The organism is Sulfuracidifex tepidarius (assembly GCF_008326425.1).
In the GTDB taxonomy this organism is placed as follows: domain Archaea; phylum Thermoproteota; class Thermoprotei_A; order Sulfolobales; family Sulfolobaceae; genus Sulfuracidifex; species Sulfuracidifex tepidarius.
On sequence record NZ_AP018929.1, the window covers coordinates 148,921 to 167,546 of the forward strand.

An 18,626-nucleotide genomic window follows, 5' to 3' on the forward strand; every position below is an offset into this window, starting at 1 on the left:
GGATTCACGCTTGGCAATTTCCTTTATGTGATCTATTTTTGTGATAATTACAATCTACAATGGAAACCTGAATCGCTCAGTTGATTCCTTGCTTTCCCCAATACTGTAATCTGTGTCTCATCTCGCAAAATAGACTATGTCATTTTCCCTTTTCCTTTTCCTTCTTTTTATGTTCCTTGGTTAGCTTGTCCGTCTCTCGAAGAATCTGTGGATAACCCTTTCTTGATAGCTCAACACAGTTATCAAGGTTCGCCTTATTGCCAATGCTGTAGAAATACCTTCCAACCTTCACGCCTTCTCTTCTCCCGTTAACTACAACATAGTTCACGTCCCCGTCCTGGACTATCTCCCCTGTGAGTCTGGACTTTGCTATTCCAATAGTTGGGATATCCAGGAGGACTCCGAGGACTACGGCGATCCCGCTCCTCCTGGGGTGAGCGGTCCCGTGCCCGTCTACAAGGAGAAGGTCGCACTCCATCCCTTCCAATGCCCTCATCATTATCGGAGCCTCCCTCATGAAGAGGTATCCCGAGATGTAAGGGAAGTCCACTTCTCCGGAGTAAACTCGATGTTCCATTACCTCGTCTAACGTCCCGCGCGAAGCAACTGCGAACCCGGTCTTTCCTTCATAGGCAACGTCAACTGCGCAAACTTGGTTCACTTCCTGCAAGTCCAGTCTCTCCTCTTTTATCGATGAGGCGAACATGCCTTGCAGGTACCTCAAGAAGAGGAGAGTATGCTCTTCAACCATTCTGCCTTCTCCTCAACTTCCTTTACGAATAGCTCTTGTTTGTAGCTTTGGACCGCGCCTTCCCTCTTTTCCCTGACGGTTTCTATCGCTTTGTCGAAGGGTAGACCTTCCAACACTAGCAGGGAGCTAAGCACGGTTCCAGTCCTTCCTATTCCGCCCACACAGTGAACCAGTGTAGGAGAGTTGTTTCTTTTTTCTTTAATCCACCTCGCAATTTGAACGAACTGTTCCATGGATGGAGGCATGTTGTCCTCCACAGGGACGTGTATGAAGTCCAAGTTGTATTTCCTCAAGATTGAAAAATAGTAGTCCTTATCTCCCCACGATTCCTCTATTTCCCATTCCTCCGGCAAGACTACGACCCTCTTGATTCCCTCCATGACCCACTGCTGGATTTCAGCCTCCATGTAAGGGATACATGATCCTGCTAACTCGTTCTTCTTAACCCAATACATTCATCACGCACCCTTCAGATGATCCGCTGCTCCTCATAGTTCAGCTTATTATCTTACGGGGGGAGAGTTAAATATTATGCAGGAGGAATTTGAAAGACTGTCTACTGGAGTTCCTGGATTTGATAGACTTGTAGAGGGAGGGATCCCTCAAGGCTTCGTGGTAGCCCTCACGGGAGAGCCTGGGACAGGCAAGACGATTTTCTCCCTTCACTTCATAGCGGAAGGCCTACGAAAAGGTGACCCTTGCGTTTACGTCACTACCGAGGAGAGGAGGGAATCTATAACCAGACAAGCCTCTCAGTTCGGGTGGGACTTCTCCTCACATCTTGGAAAGAAATTGGTGATCATAGACGCCCTCATGAAGGAGAAAGACGATCAGTGGTCTCTGATGAAAGTGACTGCAGAGGAGGTCGTGCAGAAGGTAATAGAGGCTAAGAAGGTTTTAGGTTATGGAAAAGGGAGGCTTGTCATAGACAGCGTCAGTACCCTCTTCCTCGACAAACCTGCAATGGCGAGGAAGATAAGTTATTACCTGAAGCGTTCTCTCGATAAATGGAAGTTCACAACGTACATGACCTCACAGTACGCAGTTACCACCTCGCAAGCTTTCGGGTTCGGAATAGAACACGTCGCTGACGGTATCATAAGGTTCAGAAGGGTAGTCAAGAACGGAAGGTTGAGGAAGTTCATCATCATAGAGAAGATGAGACAGACCGACCACGATAAGCACGTGTGGGAAGTCGATGTGGAGAAGGGAAGAGGGTTCGTACTCCTCGGGAAAGTCGATGAGAGGGCCGAGGACTTCAAGCTTATGAAATGAACTACTTCCCTTCAGATAATGAGAGAGAGGGAGTCTTTTCTGCTCAACATTAGAGAAAAGATCACCTCAAGACTGACGGTAAAAATTCCTTATCTAGAATAAAAGGAATGAGACCCCGGTTTTATAGCTTTCATGGATTTATGGTCTTCATACAGTTTAAAATAAGGCTACTAGAGTGTCTTACCTTCAGATAGAGTTATGCTTTACCGCTCTCAGCTTTGCTCGTCAGAAACCTAGAGAACGAGAGGATAGCTACTATGCCTGCTAGTACTAGAAGGGTAGAGTTGGTTGTAATTCCGTTGAAGACATCTATCAGTATTTCCCTTACTACGAAAGAGATAGAGGCATCTATGACGTAGCTTGCAGTTCTCCCCTTTCCCGACAAGTAGTCCTCAATAGCAAGGTATATCTCCAACAACACTATGATCAGAAGTGCGTCCTCTATAGCAGTTGACACCAATGCAGTTACTCCCACGGTTATGGCTGCAAAAGCTGTGAAGAAAATTGTTATTCCTATCTGTACTATTATTGCAAAAACAACTAAAGCCCTTACAACAATCCCAATTATTTTAAAAAGTAATTTGTCATCAAATTTTATCTTATCGAAAGGTACTTTCAAGCTATAAGACTTAGACCATCACGATTAAAAAAGTACTCAGAGGAGGTCCTCCGTGGTCTGAGGCTCTATTCATGTCAAAGTATTGGCCTCTTCCTAGAGTGTTTTCCCGACATGCCTTTAAACCTCTCCTCGTCCCATACGTTACCTCTCTCGTGATATCCTCTCTCTTCCCAATACCCGTCAATGTATTTGTCCATGAACTGGATCTCCGTCAGCCACTTGGCGCTCTTCCAACCATACAAGTGCGGAATTATCGGCCTAGCAGGGAATCCGTTCTTATCGGGAATTGGCTTTCCGTTCATCAGCAAGGCTACCATGGATTGGGGATCGTTCTTCAAGTCCTCGAACGGTATAATCGTGGTGTATCCATCCAAGCTGTAGAAGTTCACCCACTTAACGTTGTCCTTAACTCCGGCCTTCTCCAATAGGTAAGAGAAGGGCACTCCTTCCCATTCCACATCGAGTACGCTCCACCCCGTGACACAGTGGAAATCAGTCTTCACTTTGGCGTGGGGCAACTCCTTCATTAGCTGATCGTAAGTGAAGGAAAGCTCGTTCTGTACTAACCCAGTTACTTTCAGGTTGTATTTTTGTATCTCCACTTCTGGAATTCCGAACTCCGCGTAAATTATGAAGTTCTTAACTACGTGTTGATTGGGTGGCATTTCTTTAGTTTGCTTTTCCATACATTAGTATAGTTAACGCGGTTAAAAAACAAGAGTTAGGAGAATTCTTCACCTCTTCATGCTCTGCATGTGCAACATGTGATGAAGAGCTATTAGAAGGTCACGTTCAGTTATGATTCCCGTCGCACTTCCTTCTTTATCCATGATTATGAATGATCCCTTCTTCTTGTCCAACAGCTCCTTCGCTGCGTCGTTCACGTATGTTTCTGGATCTATGGAAAGGATGGGGAACTTCATGATTTCTGAGACTTTCTTACCGAAGAACAGTGAAGGGTCTTTTTTCTCAACGAATTTGGCGAACGCTTTTATCGCGTCAGTTGCAGTTATGATCCCTTTCACTTTACCTTCCTCATTAACAACTGGCAACCTCCTGAAACCCCTCTTCATCATTAGGGATACAGCTTCCTCTAGCCTCACCCCACCGTCTATCGTTGCGACTCTTGTAGTGGCGAATGACTTCACTTTATAGAGCCTTGGCAGGTCTTGGTAAAGAAGCAGGAATTCTCTTTCAGTTACTATCCCCTTGGGGGAGTGTGTCTTGTCTACTACCGGCATTGAACCGTAATCATGAGAAACCATGACATTTATGACGTCCAGTGCAATGTCTTCCTCGTAAGCAACAGAAGGAGAACATACCATGTGGTCCTTTACGGGACCGTAAAGTACCTTCTTCATTACGTCTTCTGGGCATTGAGAGGGACACTGTTCAACTATCAGCTCGAGCAGGTCCCTGGTTGTGACTAACCCTTCAACTTTTTCCTTGCCTACTATAACTCTGCCCAGTCCGAACTTGTTCACCTTTGATATTGCCTCCACCAAAGGTTCGTCCTTGTTCAGCGTAGGAGGGTCTGGGATCATCAAAGTCTTTATCAAGATATTCCCGAGTGTCATATGTAACTTTTTATTAGTTTTTATGCTTAAAAAATATCATGAACGATTACAGAAGAACGTGTCTAGCTATAGTTAGGAAAAAAGGGGAGTTCCTGATGTTTCTGAAGAAGAAGGGGTTAGGTGAAGGGTACTACAACTTCCCTGGAGGAAAGGTAGAAAAGGGTGAGAAACCTTGTGAGTGTGCTGTAAGGGAACTGAAGGAAGAGACTTGCCTTAACGGCGAGGAGCTAGAGAAGGTGGGCGAAATAACTTACAGGCTCGACGACGGGGAAATAAGTCAAATGAGCATTTACGAAATCAAGAAGTACAATGGAGAGTTATGTGAATCAGACGAAGGGAGACCGCTATGGGTTAAGGAGATACCTTTAGACAAGATGTGGGAGGACGATAAGGTTTGGATACCGATGGTCATGAGCGGAAAGAAAGTGAAATGTGAGTTCCTTTTCTCCAGCGATTGGAAGCAGTATCATGGAGGAGAGTGCAAGGAAGCCTCATTTTAAATTAGGAGAGAGCCTTACAAACACTATTAAGAGAAGTTATTAAAATTGGTAAGTTGGAGAAATTGAGGAACCTTCAAGTACACATGATGTCTTGTATAACCTGGCTGTCCGTGAAACTTTTCCTTACGGGATATCGTACAATGAAACTTACTACCTCTCGTCTTACCTTGACTAGGTTAAGCGTTATGGTGGGAGGGAGTCATTTTTCATGCGCACCTATGAAGTTATTCAATGTGAATATAGACGCGTTTGTAATTAAGGTAATAAAGAAGTATGGCAAAGAAATAATATGAAAGCAATAGTAGTTAAACCAGGGGAAAAAGGAGCTACTCTAAAAGATGTAGAATTGAAAGAAACTGTAGGTGAGAATGAAGTAAAGTTGAGGACTCTCAGGGTCGGGATCTGCGGGACAGATAGAGGGATAGTGACGGGGAAGCTGAGCTTCGCTAGACCTCCAGAAGGAGCTGATTATTTAGTGTTAGGACATGAGGGTCTGGCCAGAGCCGAGGAAGTAGGACAAAACGTTGACCTTAAAGAAGGGGATCTAGTAGTTCCCGTGGTTAGGAGAGGGTGTAGCAAATGCCTTAACTGCAAGATTGGGAGACAAGACTTCTGCGAGACAGGAGAATTCATAGAAGCTGGGATTAGGGGCATGCAGGGTTTTATGAGGGAAGAGTTCGTGGACGACGCGAAGTACCTAGTAAAGGTACCACGAGACTTGGGTGAACTAGCAGTCCTAGCTGAGCCCTTATCTAACGTAATGAAGGCTTACAACGAATTAGTTTTCGTCCAAAAGCGAAGCGTATGGAACTGCGATGATTCCACGTTTGGGTGTAGGAAAGCCACAATCATAGGTTCCGGACCGATAGGTCAGTTCTTCGCGATGGTCTTCAAGGACAACGGATTTAAGGTCACCGTAGTCAACAGGAGGGATCCTAACCAGATAGAGGATAAAATATCTAGGGTGGTGGGATATTCTTTCGTCAATACTTCAAAGGGTCTGGACGACGTGCCTGAGAGCGACGTAATAGTAGATACGTCAGGCTACCCTTCAGCCTTCATACCGCTCCTCAGGAAAATGAAGCGCAATGGTGTCCTTCTACTCTTCGGGACTGTTGGAGGGGAAAAGGCAGAGATAACCTCAGACCTGATAACGTTCTTTGTGGAATACAACATTTCCGTGATAGGGAGCGTCAATGCGAGTAAGTTGGACTTCGAACAAGGCATGACTTTTCTCTCGGTATGGAAGTCTAGGTATAACGGCGTGCTTCAGGATATGATAACTAAGGTAGTTAAACCTGAAGAAACGCAGGACGCCATACTTGAGAAGGAAAAGGGAAGCATAAAGACTGTCATAGAGTGGAGCAAGTGAACTCTAACAAGAAGACCTAATTCTTTTTCTAAAATCTGATATCTTGGCGATTTCCTAATTTAATAATGTACTGGTGACAAAAATATGAGAATAAAAAGAGAAATAATATAAGAGAACAATAAAGAACGAAAACGGCTTTACTTAGTGGCAGTACTGTTTAGCTGTCTTTTCAGCTCCTCCGATGCCTTCTTTATCTCCTCCATTGAGGCCTCGTCCTCCATTGTCGAGATGTCCCCGGTGCTGGACCCTGTCACTACTGCCTTGATTACCCTTCTCATAACTTTCCCCGATCTAGTCTTCGGCAACGCGTTGACGAAGTGCACCTCAGGGATCACTATTGCACCCATAACTGTCTTCACGTGGTTCTGGATTTCTTTAGCTAACTTCTCAGACGGTTCGTATCCCTGTTTCAGCACGACGAAAGCGTGCGCGGTCTCTCCTTTTTGAGGATCAGGAACTCCTACAACCGCAGCCTCAGCTACGGCGGGGTATGAAGTTATCGCTGATTCGACCTCTCCTGCGCCTATCCTGTGTGCAGCTATCTTCAGCGTCTCGTCAGCCCTGCCTAAAACCCACACGTAACCTCCTTCATCTATCATTGCGTAGTCTCCTGGGTAATACATATTACCGAACTTACTGAAGTAAGTCTTCTTTATCCTTTCGTTTCCGGGATCGTTCCACATGGCTATCATCATGTTGGGCGGGAACGGCGGTTCCATCACAAGGTAACCTCTTTCCCTTGGCGAGGCTAGGCTTCCCTGCTCGTTTACTACCTTTATCTTGTTCCCAGGCAGAGGGAATCCCGAGGAAGGACCTGACTTCATCTTAAGATAGAACAGACCCGGTAGGTATCCCAAGTTAGGTGCGCCAGTCTCGGTCTGCCACCACTGGTGTGACATGTAAACCTTACCTCCTCCGACACTCTCCAGCCCGAACTTCCAGGGGGCATAGTTGAGCACCTCTCCGTTAGTGACTATGACTCTCAGGGACGAGAAGTCGTGCTCTTTAATGTAACTCTCTCCGTACTTCATGAGGTATCTGAGGAAAGTCGCTGACGTCCCGAACGTAGTTGCACGGTAGTGTTCTATCAGCTCAGCCCATTTGTCAGGGTTTGGATAGTCGGGTGCGCTCTCGTAGATTACTACAGTTCTACCCATCACTAGGGGAGAGTATGTGATGTAGGAATGTCCCACGATCCACCCTATATCTGAGGTGTTGAAGAGCACATCGTTCTCCTTGTCAAGGCCATAGCTCCAGAGGAGCATCGCTCCCGTTCCAGTGATGTATCCTCCCGTTGAATGCGTAATTCCCTTAGGCTTTCCCGTCGTACCAGAAGTATAGAGAATGAAAAGAGGATGGTTAGACTCGACCCACTCAGGTTCAACTGGCTTGAATTTACCTACATTGTCAAAGAACACGTCCCTTCCTTCCTTCACTGATATCTCGTTGTTTGACCTTCTGAATATCAACACGTGTTTCACGGTTGACTTCTCTCCCAAGATTTCCAGTGCTTCATCGACTGCTTTCTTAAGCTCGACTAACTTCCCTCTACGGTAATATCCGTCCGCTGTTATCACTACTTTGGATCCCGCGTCCTGAATCCTGTCAGCTATCGCTTGCGGTCCGAAACCAGCGAATATCACGCTGTGTATTGCCCCTATCCTGGCACAAGCTAACATAGCTATTACTCCTTCCGGAGTGAGGGGCATGTATATGGTTACTCTGTCCCCTTTCCTGACTCCCAGCTCTAGGAGGGCGTTAGCCCATTTGTTGACCTCGTAATAGAGGTCTTGATATGTCATTACTTTCCTCTCTCCCTTCTCGCTCTCCCAAGCTATTGCGGCCTTAAACTTCCTTGAAGAGTTAAGGTGTCTGTCAACAGCGTTATAGCAAGCATTTACCTTAGCTCCAACGAACCACTCAGTCATAGGATCTTTCTGAACGAAAACTTCCTTCCAAGGTTCCTTCCAAGTTATGAATTCCTCAGCTACTTTCCCCCAGAATTTTCCTGGCTGTTCCACGCTTTCCTTGTACATTGCCTTGTATACTCTCTCGTTATAGTCGGCAAACTCCTCCAACTCTTTTCCTTCTGAAGAAACGTTCTCCATGTTATATCGTTTAAGTATGCTTAAACAGTACTAAAAAACTTTGCCAGTTACCGTTAAAAACTATCACGTTATATTTCTGATCTTTATATTATAATATCAATATTTTGCTTATATCTAGTTTAGCATCGAGCTAAATGAATATGACTTGAAGAGCGTCATTCAATCAAGTCGAGATTTATCCGCATAGGCTAATAGGAAAGAACGTTTTTCGCTTATCTAAAGACCTACTGTGTCATATATTTCAATTCTTGAGGCTATATATCAACACGCTTACTAAAGTACGCAAAAATTTACTGATTTTTATATTTCTAAAAAAGGAATTTATACTTTTTTATAACATTTTCATAAAACAAATTGCTTAAATATTAGAATAGAAAAAGACAGACTGCTTACGGTGAAAGAAAAGTGAGCATGTCTGGAAATAAATATTATGTCGGAATTCTTGTCATGTTCATCATAGATATAATTCTCTATGCGGTTTTACCAGTCTTCGATAAAGTCAGTCCGGCCATAGGCGGACTACCGTTCTTCTACACTTACCAAACAATAATGTTGGTAGTCTCATCAATACTCTTCCTAATACCTTCTTTGGCAGGTGATAAGAAATGATATCTCCTCACATAGATGACGTAACTCTAGGAGTTTTCATAGCCCTATTCGCTTTATTTTCTTTCTTGGGATTTTATGGTTCTAGATGGAGAAAAGGTGACTTGAACAAGCTAGGAGAGTGGGCATTGGCGGGGAGGAAGCTAGGATTCTTCTTCGTATGGTTCCTGATGGGAGCGGATCTGTTCACGGCGTATACTTTCATAGCAGTACCGTCAGGGTATCTAGTGAACGGATCCCTCTACTTCTTCGCAGTGCCTTACGTTGCATGGGGTTTCGCGGTTGCCCTGCTAACCATGCCTAAGTTGAACGATTACGCTAGGAAGAGAGGTTTCGTAACAGCTTCAGACTTCGTGAAGGAAAGGTTCGGGAGCAGGACTTTGTCTATCTTGGTTGCATTAACTGGGGCAGTGGCTGAGCTACCTTACGTAGCTCTTCAGATAGTGGGTATGGAGGCTGTCCTGGAGATGCTTTTCATAGGGTTAACTGGAAAGCCGCCGACAGAGACAGTGATAGAACTTTCCCTACTTATCTCTTTCTTAGTCCTAGCAGCTTTCACTTTCGCAAGCGGTCTCAGAGGTGCAGTACTGACTGGAGTATTCAAGGATATTCTGATCTGGGTTTCAGTTATAGTCCCAGTCGTTTACATAGCGTACTCCCTAGGCGGCTTCTCTGCAGCACTTCACAATGCAGCTTCAGGCCCTATAACATCCGTCATGATAAACCATGCTCTCTCTGGGAGTTCCAAACCAATAGAATACGGATACCTTATACCCTCAAAGGACTTGATCTCGGCATACTTCTCCCTAGCTATAGGAAGCGCTTTCGCCCTTTATCTCTATCCTCACGCGATAAACGGTTCCTTAAGCGCGCAGGACACTAGAAAGCTGAAGATAGGTACTGCGCTCTTACCAATCTACGGGATAGGTTTAGCTCTCATAACTTTGTTCGGTCTACTCATCTACGCCGTACCTGGAGCCATACATTTAATTTACACTAGCCACAACGGGGCCCTCACTGTACCTGCCTTGATATCTTACACCATGCCCGACTGGTTCGTAGGAATAGCCTTATTGGGTATCTTCATAGGGGGCTTGGTCCCTGCATCTGTCATGGCAATAGCAGTGGCTAACCTAGTCACAAGAAACGTGGTGGGAGAGTTCAAGCATATGTCTCCGTTAACGGAAGCAAGGGTAGCGAAATGGATCTCCACTATATTCAAGTTCCTGGCCTTAGGATTCGTATTCGCAGTCCCTGCTACGTACGCGATACAGCTACAGTTACTTGGTGGAATTTTTATCTCGCAAACTCTTCCGGCAGTCTTCCTCGGCCTCTTCACGAATAGACTCGAAAAGAACTCCACTATACTAGGATGGGTTGCTGGGATGGCCTCAGGGCTTGGTTTAACTCTCTACGCAAACCACTTCTCCAGTCTGAAAACCAGCTTGTTTGCTACCCCGCTAGGACTGATATACATTTCGCTGATAGCTTTAGCTATAAACCTAGCAATCACGTTAATAGGATCAGCCGTAGCAATGGGGCTGGGCTGGAAACCTAGAGAGACAGAGTTGGAGAAGGAGTTACCAGCAGAAGAGAAGAGTTAAAAGACTAATTTATCCTTTTTCCTTTTCTTTTTAATAAAAGGAATTCTATTATGAGATATTTAAATACGTACATTATAATTATTAGTAACACATCACCATTAAGATTGACCAAGTTGTACTTATACCTAAGAGACTTTCGTATTTCCAAAATATTTCCCATGTCTTTTCATATAATCCTTAATTAGGTTCAAGAAGAAATTGAAAGGAGTAATTTCAAATTTAAATGAATGAAACGATATTCCTTTATGGACAAAAAAAGCGGAAACGAGGAAGACAAGGCAAAGGAACTCATAGCCCGCCTTAATAGGCTGGGAGTATGGCCCTTACCTACCTCCTTCATTCTCATAATAGGCGTGGGCTATTTCTTCACTTTTTACGATATAGCCGACATAGGCTTCGCGATGCCTGCTATCGATCAGCAGTTCAACTTAGGACAGTCGCTTTCCCTTTTCATAGCTTTGTCTGTGGGTTTGATAGGTTACGCAATAGGTTCTTACTTGATAGGGACTGTCTCGGACTATTACGGGAGATTTAGAGCAATGATATTGACCATGGCATTAACTGCTCTAGGCTCTTTCGGAGATGCTTTATCCTTCAATGTACCTGAACTTGCACTGTTCAGGTTTATTACCGGTTTAGGCCTTGGAGCAGACCTTAACTTGGTTTCAACCTACCTAAGCGAGCTGTCTCCTCCCAACATAAGGGGAAAAATCACTGTTTACTCCTTCCTGCTAGGTATACTAGGTCAAGCTGTGACTCCTTTCGTGGCCTTAGCTCTTGTTCCAGTATACTATGACGGCTGGAGGTATCTCTTTGCAATAGGCGGAATAATTGCGGTGGTAGCGCTAGCCCTGAGGTTTGAACTACCGGAGTCTCCAAGGTGGCTCATATCGAGAGCTGGAGATCTTAAGAAAGCAGAGGAGATAATTACAAGAATGGAAAATACTGTAAGAGACAAGGTAGGAGAGCTGGCTAAGCCTTCGATTGTAGATGTCAAAATAGGCGAGAAGAAGTTCCCTACGTCTTACGTTTTCAAGAAGCCTTACGTATACAGATTCGCTCTCCTGGTTGTGATGTGGTTCTTCTGGTATATAGGAAACTATGGATTTCTCGGTGACGCTACAACCCTTTTGTCTGCGAGCGGGATATCAATTTCTAGTTCAATAGGATACCTTGCGGTTGGAGCTGTTGGATACCCTGTAGGTGCTGTAGTCATGGCTCTCACAGCTGATAAGTTCGAAAGGAAATACCTGATCTTCGCTGACACTGTGGTTTGGTTGATAGGAATGCTGTCCTTCTCCACCAGGATTCCTTCACTGATATATGTAGGTTCATTCCTAGCATCATTAGCTCTGGGAATGTACTTGCAGGTAGCTTATACCTACACTGCTGAGAACTACCCTACAAGGGCAAGGACTTCCGGTTTTGCTCTCACAGACGGTCTAGGTCACATAGGAGGAGCTGTAGGTGCACTGTTCCTGCCCGTTCTAGTAAGTTTATATAGTTTCCAGTTCGGTTTCACGTTCATAGGGATCACAGGGCTGATAGCTGGAGTGCTAGCTTTGCTAGGACCCAAGGCATCAAAGATAGCTCTCGAGCAAGTATCTTCTTAAAAAGAGACTTTCTTTTTTTTAAAAAAAATAAATAAATAAAAAGGAAAATACTTTTTCCCTAAGCTAATACGAAGGTCATTGATATGGGAGAAAGGTAAAATCTCTACTCCGACGAATTAGAGTTTAAAAGATCGTTATGTCTCTCGTTAAAGTGTTATAAAGGAAATTCTAGAGGAAAGTCTCATGATAATTCTAACTATATTCCAAAGGCTAGTGCAGAGATTTCATGAGGCTTAAATATGATAACATTTCTTTTGGCCAGGGAGGAGATACACTATTTTTTAAACCTCCTTATATTGTTCCGACCTTATGTTCGAAATTTCTTTCTCCTCAAAGCAATTAGATCCTAAAGCTAACATGAATAATCTTAAAAATTCTATCTTACATAAAAACATTGAGTTTTTATTTCTGGATGATGACGACCTTTGGGACTTAATTGTGAAGATGTGGCGGCTGTCTGATTATAGGAGTATTCACTTGGCTGTGGGCAAGCTTAACGTCGACGTTATAATTCGAGGTTTGGAGAAGTTTCCCCAGCCTGACGAACCAGTCTTCGCTGAGGACATCCAGATACTCCCAGGCGGGGCTGCCACGAACTATTCTGTAGCAATTGCCAAGTTTGGCCACTCAGTGAAGTTGCTGAGTAAGGTAGGTTCCGGGCACGCAGTGAAAGGAGTTATGACGTCCCTTGCAGAACAGGGAGTAGGACTGGACTACGTCCAGGAAGACTCAGCTCCTCAGAGTCCAACCTTGGTTTTCTTAAGGAATGATGGATCTATCAGTATAGTCCGAAAGAAGAACTCTATCCCCCCAATGTCTAGAGAGGAGATAGGTCGTTTCGTAGGCCTTTTCGATGTGGTTCATTTCGCCTCCATTCCCCCTTCCCTAGTCCTCAGAGACCCTTATTCCAAGGTTACGTCTTACGACCCAGGTCCCGCTGTTAGGGAAATTAAAGAGCCTGTCCAAGTAGACGTGTTGTTCCTGAACAAGAGAGAGGCTGAATCGGTTAACATGGACTTAGTGAAGACTAAGTACACCGTGATAAAGAAAGGGAAAGAAGGAGCTACGGTGGTCTCTGAGGTTGAGGAGTGTTCCGTGGAAGCTATTGAAGTTAACGCCGTAGACACCACTGGAGCAGGGGACGTCTTCGACGCGGCTTTCAACTTCGGTTTGGCTGAGGAGTGGAACATAGAAGACGTCCTTCAGTTCGCCTCTGTAGCCTCCGGTATTAAGGTAACTAAACTGGGAGGGACGTCGTCTCCAACGTATGATGAAGTAGTCTCGTTTTTAAGTAAGAAGAAACCTAAAGTTAATTGTAGGTAATTCCTGCCCTCAGGATGGTGGGTCTTGAAAAGGAATAGAGTCCTCTTCGTAGACTTCGACTACTTTTACGCTCAGGTAGAAGAGGTTCTCAACCCATCCCTTAGGGGCAAGCCAGTCGCAGTATGTGTTTTCTCAGGTAGGACAGAGGACAGCGGTGCTGTCGCTACTTCAAACTACGAGGCTAGGAGGCTAGGGATTAAAGCCGGAATCCCAATAGTGAAAGCGAAGAAGATCAGTAACGAGGTAGTCCTGTTACCCATGAGGAAGGAGCTATACAAGACTATATCGGATAGGATAATGGAATACCTCTCCACCGTGGGTACGATAGAGGTAGCTAGTATAGATGAAGCCTACGTGGACATAGGGGAGAAAGACGTGGAAGAGTCTCTCTCTATGGCTCGAGAAATAAAGAGGAAGATATTCGAGAAGGAGAAGTTGAAGGTCAGTGTAGGTGTAGCCACAAATAAGGTCTTTGCTAAGGTTGCGTGTGAGATGGGAAAGCCAGACGGGTTAGTAGTCCTAGACGAGAAGCAGGAAGAAGACTTGAGGACGAACGTGAAAGTGGGTGATATACCGGGGATAGGACCGGTGTTGGAGGAGAAGCTGAAGGGGATCGGAGTGATCAAGCTCTCCGACGTCCTTGAACACGAAGCTTCGCTGAGGAGAGCCGTGGGTCAAGCTAAGGCTGAATATCTGATCAGCTTGGCTAACGGTACATATAACGACCCCGTAACTCCTAGGCATAGGAAACACCAAGGTAGGTACGTTACATTGAAGAGGAATACCCGTGACCCGGAGGAGATAAAACCGTTTCTTTATAGGGCTATAGACGAGACTTTCGCCAAGGCTCAGGGTTCCCTCCCGATGGAGATACACGTTGTAGCGATCATGGAGGATATAGACATAGTCAGTAGGAGCAGGACTTTCAGACACCCAATAAACAAGGAAGAAGCTTACAAGGTGTGCTATGACCTTTTACTTACCATACTTAAGGAGGACAAAAGGAAGGTGAGGAGGGTAGGAGCCACTCTGGGTAAATTGAAGAGGGTGGACGGCTCCCTAGACCAGTTCTTTGACTTCAAAATCGACTGATATCCCGTCTACATTAGGCATCCCGTATTTCTTCACGTAGTTGATGAACCCTCTAATTCCCCTCGATTGTGTCTCGTCGGTGAGCTCTATGTCGTATAGCAAGGGAACTCTGTTTGTAGTCAGAGGTCTCTCAATTTTCACCCTTCTGGAGATCACGTCCCATGCTTCTTTCACTCCTTCTGCCTGAACGACGGTCTTCTTTCCCTTTACTAGGAAAGACTTCCCCACATGTAAGATCCCGAAGTTGTCCCTCACCACAACGAACCTGGCTTTCCTGCCGTTCGGGACGTCCTCCCAGAAATTTACGGTGAGAACATAATAGCCTTTCACAGAGATTGGGATCACAGCGTCCTCTTCCTCACCTAAGTAACTTGATATTGAAGGTATTTTCACTAACATATGTGAAATTACCTTGATAGAAGTAGATGGGTCTTTCGGCGAGGGTGGAGGTCAGATCTTGAGGACATTGCTGACGTTCTCTGCATTGACGGGAACTCCGTTCAGGCTGAATAACATTAGGGGAAACAGACCGAAGCCGGGTCTACAGAGGAGTCACCTCTCAGCAGTTAACGCTGTAGCTTCGGTCTGTGACGCGTCAGTGAAGGGGAATGTACTGGGTTCACGGACCTTGGAGTTTCGTCCCAGCAGAATTAAAGAGCCTCTTAAGTTAGTGATAGACGTGGGAACTGCTGGTAGCGCTACGCTTATCCTTCAAAGCTTGATACCCCTCATGATAGGGAGGAAAATCACGGTCACGATCAAGGGTGGGACGGACGTTCCTAAGTCTCCCACCTCTGATTACATGTCTTGCGTCTTCATGGGCATTATGGAGAGAGTCGGGATCAAGGGGGAAATAGGCGTAGTGAGGAGAGGATACTACCCGCGCGGAGGAGGAGAGGTGATCGCGTCGGACTTCAGAGGTGGAGGAGAGTTCTCCATCCTCCGCATGGGAGACGTGAAGAAAGTCGTGGTCATGTCTCATGTGACATGGCTCCCAGTTGAAATAGCTAAGAGGGAGGCTAAAGCTGCGTCTGAAGAGCTCTCCAACTTCCCTGTAGAGGTCAAAATCAAGGAGGAGAAAGGGACGGGTAAGGGTACTGCTACACTGGTCTACCTAGAGGGTGAGAGCGTGATTGGAGCGGACTCTCTAGGTGCTATAGGCAAAAGAGCCGAGGAAGTAGGGAAGGAGGCTGCTTCCCATGTGTTGAGTGACTACAGGACGGGAGGTGCAGTTGACTCTTTTATGGGAGACATGCTGATGGTTTACGCTTCTCTTTTCGGCGGAGAATATAAGGGTAGCTCTCTCACGTGTCACGCAAAGACTAACGCTCAAGTCATAAAGATGTTCGGAGTTGACCTAGAAATCAACGGAGTTTCCCCCTTCACGGTGAAAGTGAGAAGACCTCTGGTCTCGGGAATTAATTGAGAACTGCATTTCTGGGGAAAACTCTTAAATCTCTAACTCACTTTTTTAAGAGTGGTTGAAAAAGAAGAACTAATTGAAAGAATGTTGAGTCGAGGTTTCAGGAAGCTTACCGGACCTCCTGAGGACTGGTTGAAGGCTTTAGTGGACATGGAGTGGGGCTTTAGAGATAAGGATAGGTTGAGGAAGGAATGGGAAAACATCGATGAAGGTGACGTTTTCATATTTCATTCGATGAAGACCGAACACTTAGGAGATTATGATACCCCTACAGGAATAATAGGCGTCGGGATCATCTCTAGCAAGTTCGTAGGTGAGGATAAAGACACGGGATTTGAACCGCCCAATTTGAGGCCTCTAAGGATAAAGTTTGGGGAAATGTGGTGGTTCGGCGACGTAAACAAAATAAATGCAAAAGAGACTTTTCACGAAAAAGTGAGGAAAGGAAAGCTGTATCTGAAGAGAGAAATAGACTTCCTGCTCCTGAATTGCGTAACTTTCTCAGAGATGAAAGCCAAGGGATTCACGATATCCACTCAAGGCGCAATACAGAACGTGAGGCAGGACAAATGGAAGCCTCTTGTAGAGCTCATTTCGCCTAGACTCAGATTTCGCCTTACGAACTCATCGTAAAATTTTCCATCAGTTTTAAAACAACATATCTCTCTATTTACTTGAATGCATATAGAAGTTGCTATACCAACTTGCTGTAATGACGGAAAGACAATAATTTACACTTTGAAGGGACTGATAGAGCAGAGCTACAAGGACTTTAGCGTTCTCGTAGTTTACAAGCCTACTCCTGAAGATAGAACGTTGGAGGCGATAAGACCTTTTTCAGAGAAGCTAGATATTCGCGTAGTTGAACAGGATAAGGGGAAAATAGACGAAGCTATGAATATTATATTTGAAAAGTCAGACGCTGACTTACTCCTTACAACAGACGACGATGAAGTTCCTCAAGTAGACTGGATTAAAGACCATTTGAATTTTCACGAGAAATATCCTGACGCTGGTGCTCTCAGGGGTAGGGTGAAGAGGAAGGCTTCGGATGCAAGCATGAGGGTCAGAAGTAGCACGTTAAAGCAAGTCGCTAAAAAGGTAATTTACACTGAATATTCTAAGGAATTTCATGAGTACAATGGCTATCTGACAATATTTGGATTACCAACTGATAGAAACAATAACATGTCTCCTCCTAGAGGAGGTTTAATGAAGACCATTACCCTGTCATATGAGAATAGCTCATTCAAGAGGTCGGTATATAAAGACTTCAGGGTTCCTAGTTATTCCTTGAGGGGGTTCCACAGTGAAGACTTAATATCACTTCACGCAATAAAGAAGGGATTCTTCACTGCTGAAATTGACGGGGGTTGGACGACTGAGTTGGACAGAGAGGAGTTTGGCACCCCTGGTGAATCTTTATCAACTCCCAGCACTATGAAGGGGAGGATAGCCCTTGTCACGGAGCACTTCCTTTTCCCCTACGGGGCCTTCTTAGAGGGGTTTAAACCAAGGAGGTTATGGTTACTAAAGTCTCTTCTCTCTCTAGGTCGTGACCAAGTTAAGAGAGAAGCGTCTATGCTGGGAGTTTCCTTAGCAGATGAGTCCATTTCTAAGAAATATTCTCCTTCTAAAGTGAGAGAAGAACTTTCCTTAGGACTGGAAAAACTTTACAGAAAATATTCTATTACGTGATATTTTTAAGGAAAGGCCTTTTAAGCTAAGACCACCTCAGGATCTTCATATCATTGAAAGATACTGTAGATAGATATTTCAAAAATTGATTTAAAAAGAATCTCTTCGCCTTTACGACACTTTTGAACCGTTAAGTCGGGATCAGTTTACCTTGTTTCTCGAGCTCCATGAGAAAAACTGCGTTCTTTCTGATCTCATCTTCCCTGAAACTCAGCTCATTTATCACCTCCTTGCAAGCTGAACAGTCAAAGGTAGACTTAGTGTATTTCAATAGAGATCTGACGTATGAGGGGAGGACAGCCTTAGCTAGTCCCTCTGGTACTGGAACCCTCAGCCCGCCTCTCTTCCCCAGTCCTTCCCTCATTAGCTCAAAGAAGCGCGTTACGTTGACTGGATCGCACTCAGTAGCGTAAAAATAAGTGGTTTCCTTCCTCTCTACAAAGTACTCTATCACTTTAGCTAAGTCCGTTGCGCTTACGGCGTTGAACGAGAACGGTAAGGAAGGGATTATGCCTCTCTTAGACATTTTGTAGATGGTTACGAACTGTACGTGGGCTCCATACTTGCCGTAAACCAAGGTAGGCCTTATCAGAATTAACGGGAAACCTTGCTCTCTCGATATTTTCATGAGAACTCTCTCGGCTTCAGCCTTGCTCCTCTCGAAGGGCGTATCTGGGTGCAGGTCTTTCAAGTGAGGTAACTCGGGCTTGACGTTCACTCCAGTGTATCCGAGCATCCCTGTGAGGTGAACCATGGGTTTTCCCTTAACCATCTTAGCTATCGCGGAGGGCACTTCCACGTTTGCCTTCCTTAGCTTATTTTCATCTCCCGCAATTTCTCCAACGAAACTTACTACGACGTCGCTCCAGTCTACCAGTTTCTTGAACTCCTCCTCTTCTGGGCTTACCCTGATTAACTCTGCTCTCCCTGAGAGAACCTTAGCATATGCCTCCTTCACGGGGTTCATGTTTCTGTACGTTATCTTTACCTCATGTCTCTGAAAGAGGTATTCTGCAACATGAGTAGAAATGAAACCGTGACCTACTAGAAGATATCTCATGATTA

General features: G+C 45.0%; 19 protein-coding genes. 11 read left to right on the forward strand and 8 right to left on the reverse strand.

Annotated features, from left to right (window positions below; genetic code table 11):
* Positions 1-139 precede the first annotated feature (139 nt).
* On the reverse strand, positions 140-751 hold the full coding sequence (locus IC007_RS00715) for an endonuclease V (RefSeq protein ID WP_149528208.1): 612 nt from the start codon (positions 749-751) through the stop codon (positions 140-142).
* Positions 721-1,206: a protein-tyrosine phosphatase family protein gene (locus IC007_RS00720; RefSeq protein WP_149528209.1), complete on the reverse strand. Its 486-nt coding sequence runs from the start codon at positions 1,204-1,206 to the stop codon at positions 721-723. Before IC007_RS00720 ends, IC007_RS00715 begins: the two co-directional genes overlap by 31 nt.
* Positions 1,207-1,282: 76 nt before the next feature.
* Between IC007_RS00720 and IC007_RS00725 the strand changes: the two genes are divergently transcribed.
* Positions 1,283-2,026: a KaiC domain-containing protein gene (locus tag IC007_RS00725; protein ID WP_054845441.1), complete on the forward strand. Its 744-nt coding sequence runs from the start codon at positions 1,283-1,285 to the stop codon at positions 2,024-2,026.
* Positions 2,027-2,222: 196 nt separating this feature from the next.
* On the opposite strand, the gene IC007_RS00730 is transcribed toward IC007_RS00725, so the two are convergent.
* The 3 genes from IC007_RS00730 to IC007_RS00740 form a co-directional block, all read right to left on the reverse strand.
* Positions 2,223-2,645, reverse strand: coding sequence for a phosphate-starvation-inducible PsiE family protein (locus IC007_RS00730; protein WP_054845442.1), 423 nt, complete (start codon positions 2,643-2,645; stop codon positions 2,223-2,225).
* Positions 2,646-2,719: 74 nt separating this feature from the next.
* On the reverse strand, positions 2,720-3,331 hold the full coding sequence (locus IC007_RS00735) for a sulfite oxidase-like oxidoreductase (protein ID WP_054845443.1): 612 nt from the start codon (positions 3,329-3,331) through the stop codon (positions 2,720-2,722).
* Between the two features lie 48 nt (positions 3,332-3,379).
* A complete protein-coding gene (locus IC007_RS00740) occupies positions 3,380-4,222 on the reverse strand; it encodes a CBS domain-containing protein (protein WP_054845444.1) in 843 nt (280 codons plus the stop codon).
* A 38-nt stretch (positions 4,223-4,260) separates the two neighbouring features.
* Here IC007_RS00740 and IC007_RS00745 point away from each other — a divergent pair, with 38 nt between their 5' ends.
* Positions 4,261-4,722, forward strand: a complete 462-nt coding sequence (locus IC007_RS00745; protein ID WP_054845445.1) for an 8-oxo-dGTP diphosphatase — start codon at positions 4,261-4,263, stop codon at positions 4,720-4,722.
* 289 nt (positions 4,723-5,011) lie between these two features.
* A complete protein-coding gene (locus tag IC007_RS00750) occupies positions 5,012-6,094 on the forward strand; it encodes a glucose 1-dehydrogenase (RefSeq protein ID WP_149528210.1) in 1,083 nt (360 codons plus the stop codon).
* Positions 6,095-6,231: 137 nt separating this feature from the next.
* Here the strand turns inward: IC007_RS00750 and acs are convergent, their stop codons facing one another.
* Positions 6,232-8,202 carry an acetate--CoA ligase gene (acs, locus tag IC007_RS00755; protein ID WP_149528211.1) on the reverse strand — a complete coding sequence of 657 codons (1,971 nt, stop codon included), beginning with the start codon at positions 8,200-8,202 and terminating at the stop codon, positions 6,232-6,234.
* Between the two features lie 411 nt (positions 8,203-8,613).
* Here acs and IC007_RS00760 point away from each other — a divergent pair, with 411 nt between their 5' ends.
* The 5 genes from IC007_RS00760 (at position 8,614) to IC007_RS00780 (ending at position 14,440) form a co-directional block, all read left to right on the forward strand.
* Positions 8,614-8,811: a DUF3311 domain-containing protein gene (locus IC007_RS00760; RefSeq protein WP_054845446.1), complete on the forward strand. Its 198-nt coding sequence runs from the start codon at positions 8,614-8,616 to the stop codon at positions 8,809-8,811.
* Positions 8,808-10,412, forward strand: coding sequence for a sodium:solute symporter family protein (locus IC007_RS00765; protein WP_054845447.1), 1,605 nt, complete (start codon positions 8,808-8,810; stop codon positions 10,410-10,412). Before IC007_RS00760 ends, IC007_RS00765 begins: the two co-directional genes overlap by 4 nt.
* 245 nt (positions 10,413-10,657) lie before the next feature.
* Positions 10,658-12,025 carry an MFS transporter gene (locus IC007_RS00770; protein WP_149528212.1) on the forward strand — a complete coding sequence of 456 codons (1,368 nt, stop codon included), beginning with the start codon at positions 10,658-10,660 and terminating at the stop codon, positions 12,023-12,025.
* A 483-nt stretch (positions 12,026-12,508) separates the two neighbouring features.
* Positions 12,509-13,348: a PfkB family carbohydrate kinase gene (locus IC007_RS00775; RefSeq protein ID WP_370685240.1), complete on the forward strand. Its 840-nt coding sequence runs from the start codon at positions 12,509-12,511 to the stop codon at positions 13,346-13,348.
* Positions 13,349-13,372: 24 nt separating this feature from the next.
* Positions 13,373-14,440 (forward strand): Y-family DNA polymerase, encoded by a 1,068-nt coding sequence (locus IC007_RS00780; RefSeq protein ID WP_054845448.1) that lies wholly within the window; start codon positions 13,373-13,375, stop codon positions 14,438-14,440.
* On the opposite strand, the gene IC007_RS00785 is transcribed toward IC007_RS00780, so the two are convergent.
* Positions 14,408-14,839 (reverse strand): hypothetical protein, encoded by a 432-nt coding sequence (locus IC007_RS00785; protein WP_054845449.1) that lies wholly within the window; start codon positions 14,837-14,839, stop codon positions 14,408-14,410. The genes IC007_RS00780 and IC007_RS00785 overlap by 33 nt on opposite strands.
* Before the next feature lie 13 nt (positions 14,840-14,852).
* Here IC007_RS00785 and rtcA point away from each other — a divergent pair, with 13 nt between their 5' ends.
* Genes rtcA through IC007_RS00800 form a run of 3 tightly spaced genes read left to right on the forward strand, consistent with a single transcriptional unit; the run spans position 14,853 to position 17,561 of the window.
* Positions 14,853-15,866 carry an RNA 3'-terminal phosphate cyclase gene (rtcA, locus tag IC007_RS00790; protein WP_054845450.1) on the forward strand — a complete coding sequence of 338 codons (1,014 nt, stop codon included), beginning with the start codon at positions 14,853-14,855 and terminating at the stop codon, positions 15,864-15,866.
* Positions 15,867-15,917: 51 nt separating this feature from the next.
* Positions 15,918-16,496, forward strand: a complete 579-nt coding sequence (locus IC007_RS00795) for a hypothetical protein (RefSeq protein WP_149528213.1) — start codon at positions 15,918-15,920, stop codon at positions 16,494-16,496.
* A 45-nt stretch (positions 16,497-16,541) separates the two neighbouring features.
* Positions 16,542-17,561, forward strand: coding sequence for a glycosyltransferase family A protein (locus IC007_RS00800; RefSeq protein ID WP_054845453.1), 1,020 nt, complete (start codon positions 16,542-16,544; stop codon positions 17,559-17,561).
* Positions 17,562-17,691: 130 nt separating this feature from the next.
* On the opposite strand, the gene IC007_RS00805 is transcribed toward IC007_RS00800, so the two are convergent.
* Entirely contained in the window at positions 17,692-18,621 is a 930-nt protein-coding gene (locus tag IC007_RS00805) for an NAD-dependent epimerase/dehydratase family protein (protein WP_054845454.1), read from the reverse strand.
* Positions 18,622-18,626: the final 5 nt, after the last annotated feature.

Excerpts from the sequence above, each read along its gene's own strand:
- IC007_RS00715 (WP_149528208.1), bottom strand. The coding sequence starts at position 751 with ATGGTTGAAGAGCATACTCTCCTCTTCTTGAGGTACCTGCAAGGCATG.
- IC007_RS00720 (WP_149528209.1), bottom strand. The coding sequence starts at position 1,206 with ATGTATTGGGTTAAGAAGAACGAGTTAGCAGGATCATGTATCCCTTAC.
- IC007_RS00725 (WP_054845441.1), top strand. The coding sequence starts at position 1,283 with ATGCAGGAGGAATTTGAAAGACTGTCTACTGGAGTTCCTGGATTTGAT.
- IC007_RS00735 (WP_054845443.1), bottom strand. The coding sequence starts at position 3,331 with ATGGAAAAGCAAACTAAAGAAATGCCACCCAATCAACACGTAGTTAAG.
- IC007_RS00740 (WP_054845444.1), bottom strand. The coding sequence starts at position 4,222 with ATGACACTCGGGAATATCTTGATAAAGACTTTGATGATCCCAGACCCT.
- IC007_RS00745 (WP_054845445.1), top strand. The coding sequence starts at position 4,261 with ATGAACGATTACAGAAGAACGTGTCTAGCTATAGTTAGGAAAAAAGGG.
- IC007_RS00750 (WP_149528210.1), top strand. The coding sequence starts at position 5,012 with ATGAAAGCAATAGTAGTTAAACCAGGGGAAAAAGGAGCTACTCTAAAA.
- acs (WP_149528211.1), bottom strand. The coding sequence starts at position 8,202 with ATGGAGAACGTTTCTTCAGAAGGAAAAGAGTTGGAGGAGTTTGCCGAC.
- IC007_RS00760 (WP_054845446.1), top strand. The coding sequence starts at position 8,614 with ATGTCTGGAAATAAATATTATGTCGGAATTCTTGTCATGTTCATCATA.
- IC007_RS00765 (WP_054845447.1), top strand. The coding sequence starts at position 8,808 with ATGATATCTCCTCACATAGATGACGTAACTCTAGGAGTTTTCATAGCC.
- IC007_RS00770 (WP_149528212.1), top strand. The coding sequence starts at position 10,658 with ATGGACAAAAAAAGCGGAAACGAGGAAGACAAGGCAAAGGAACTCATA.
- IC007_RS00785 (WP_054845449.1), bottom strand. The coding sequence starts at position 14,839 with ATGTTAGTGAAAATACCTTCAATATCAAGTTACTTAGGTGAGGAAGAG.
- IC007_RS00800 (WP_054845453.1), top strand. The coding sequence starts at position 16,542 with ATGCATATAGAAGTTGCTATACCAACTTGCTGTAATGACGGAAAGACA.
- IC007_RS00805 (WP_054845454.1), bottom strand. The coding sequence starts at position 18,621 with ATGAGATATCTTCTAGTAGGTCACGGTTTCATTTCTACTCATGTTGCA.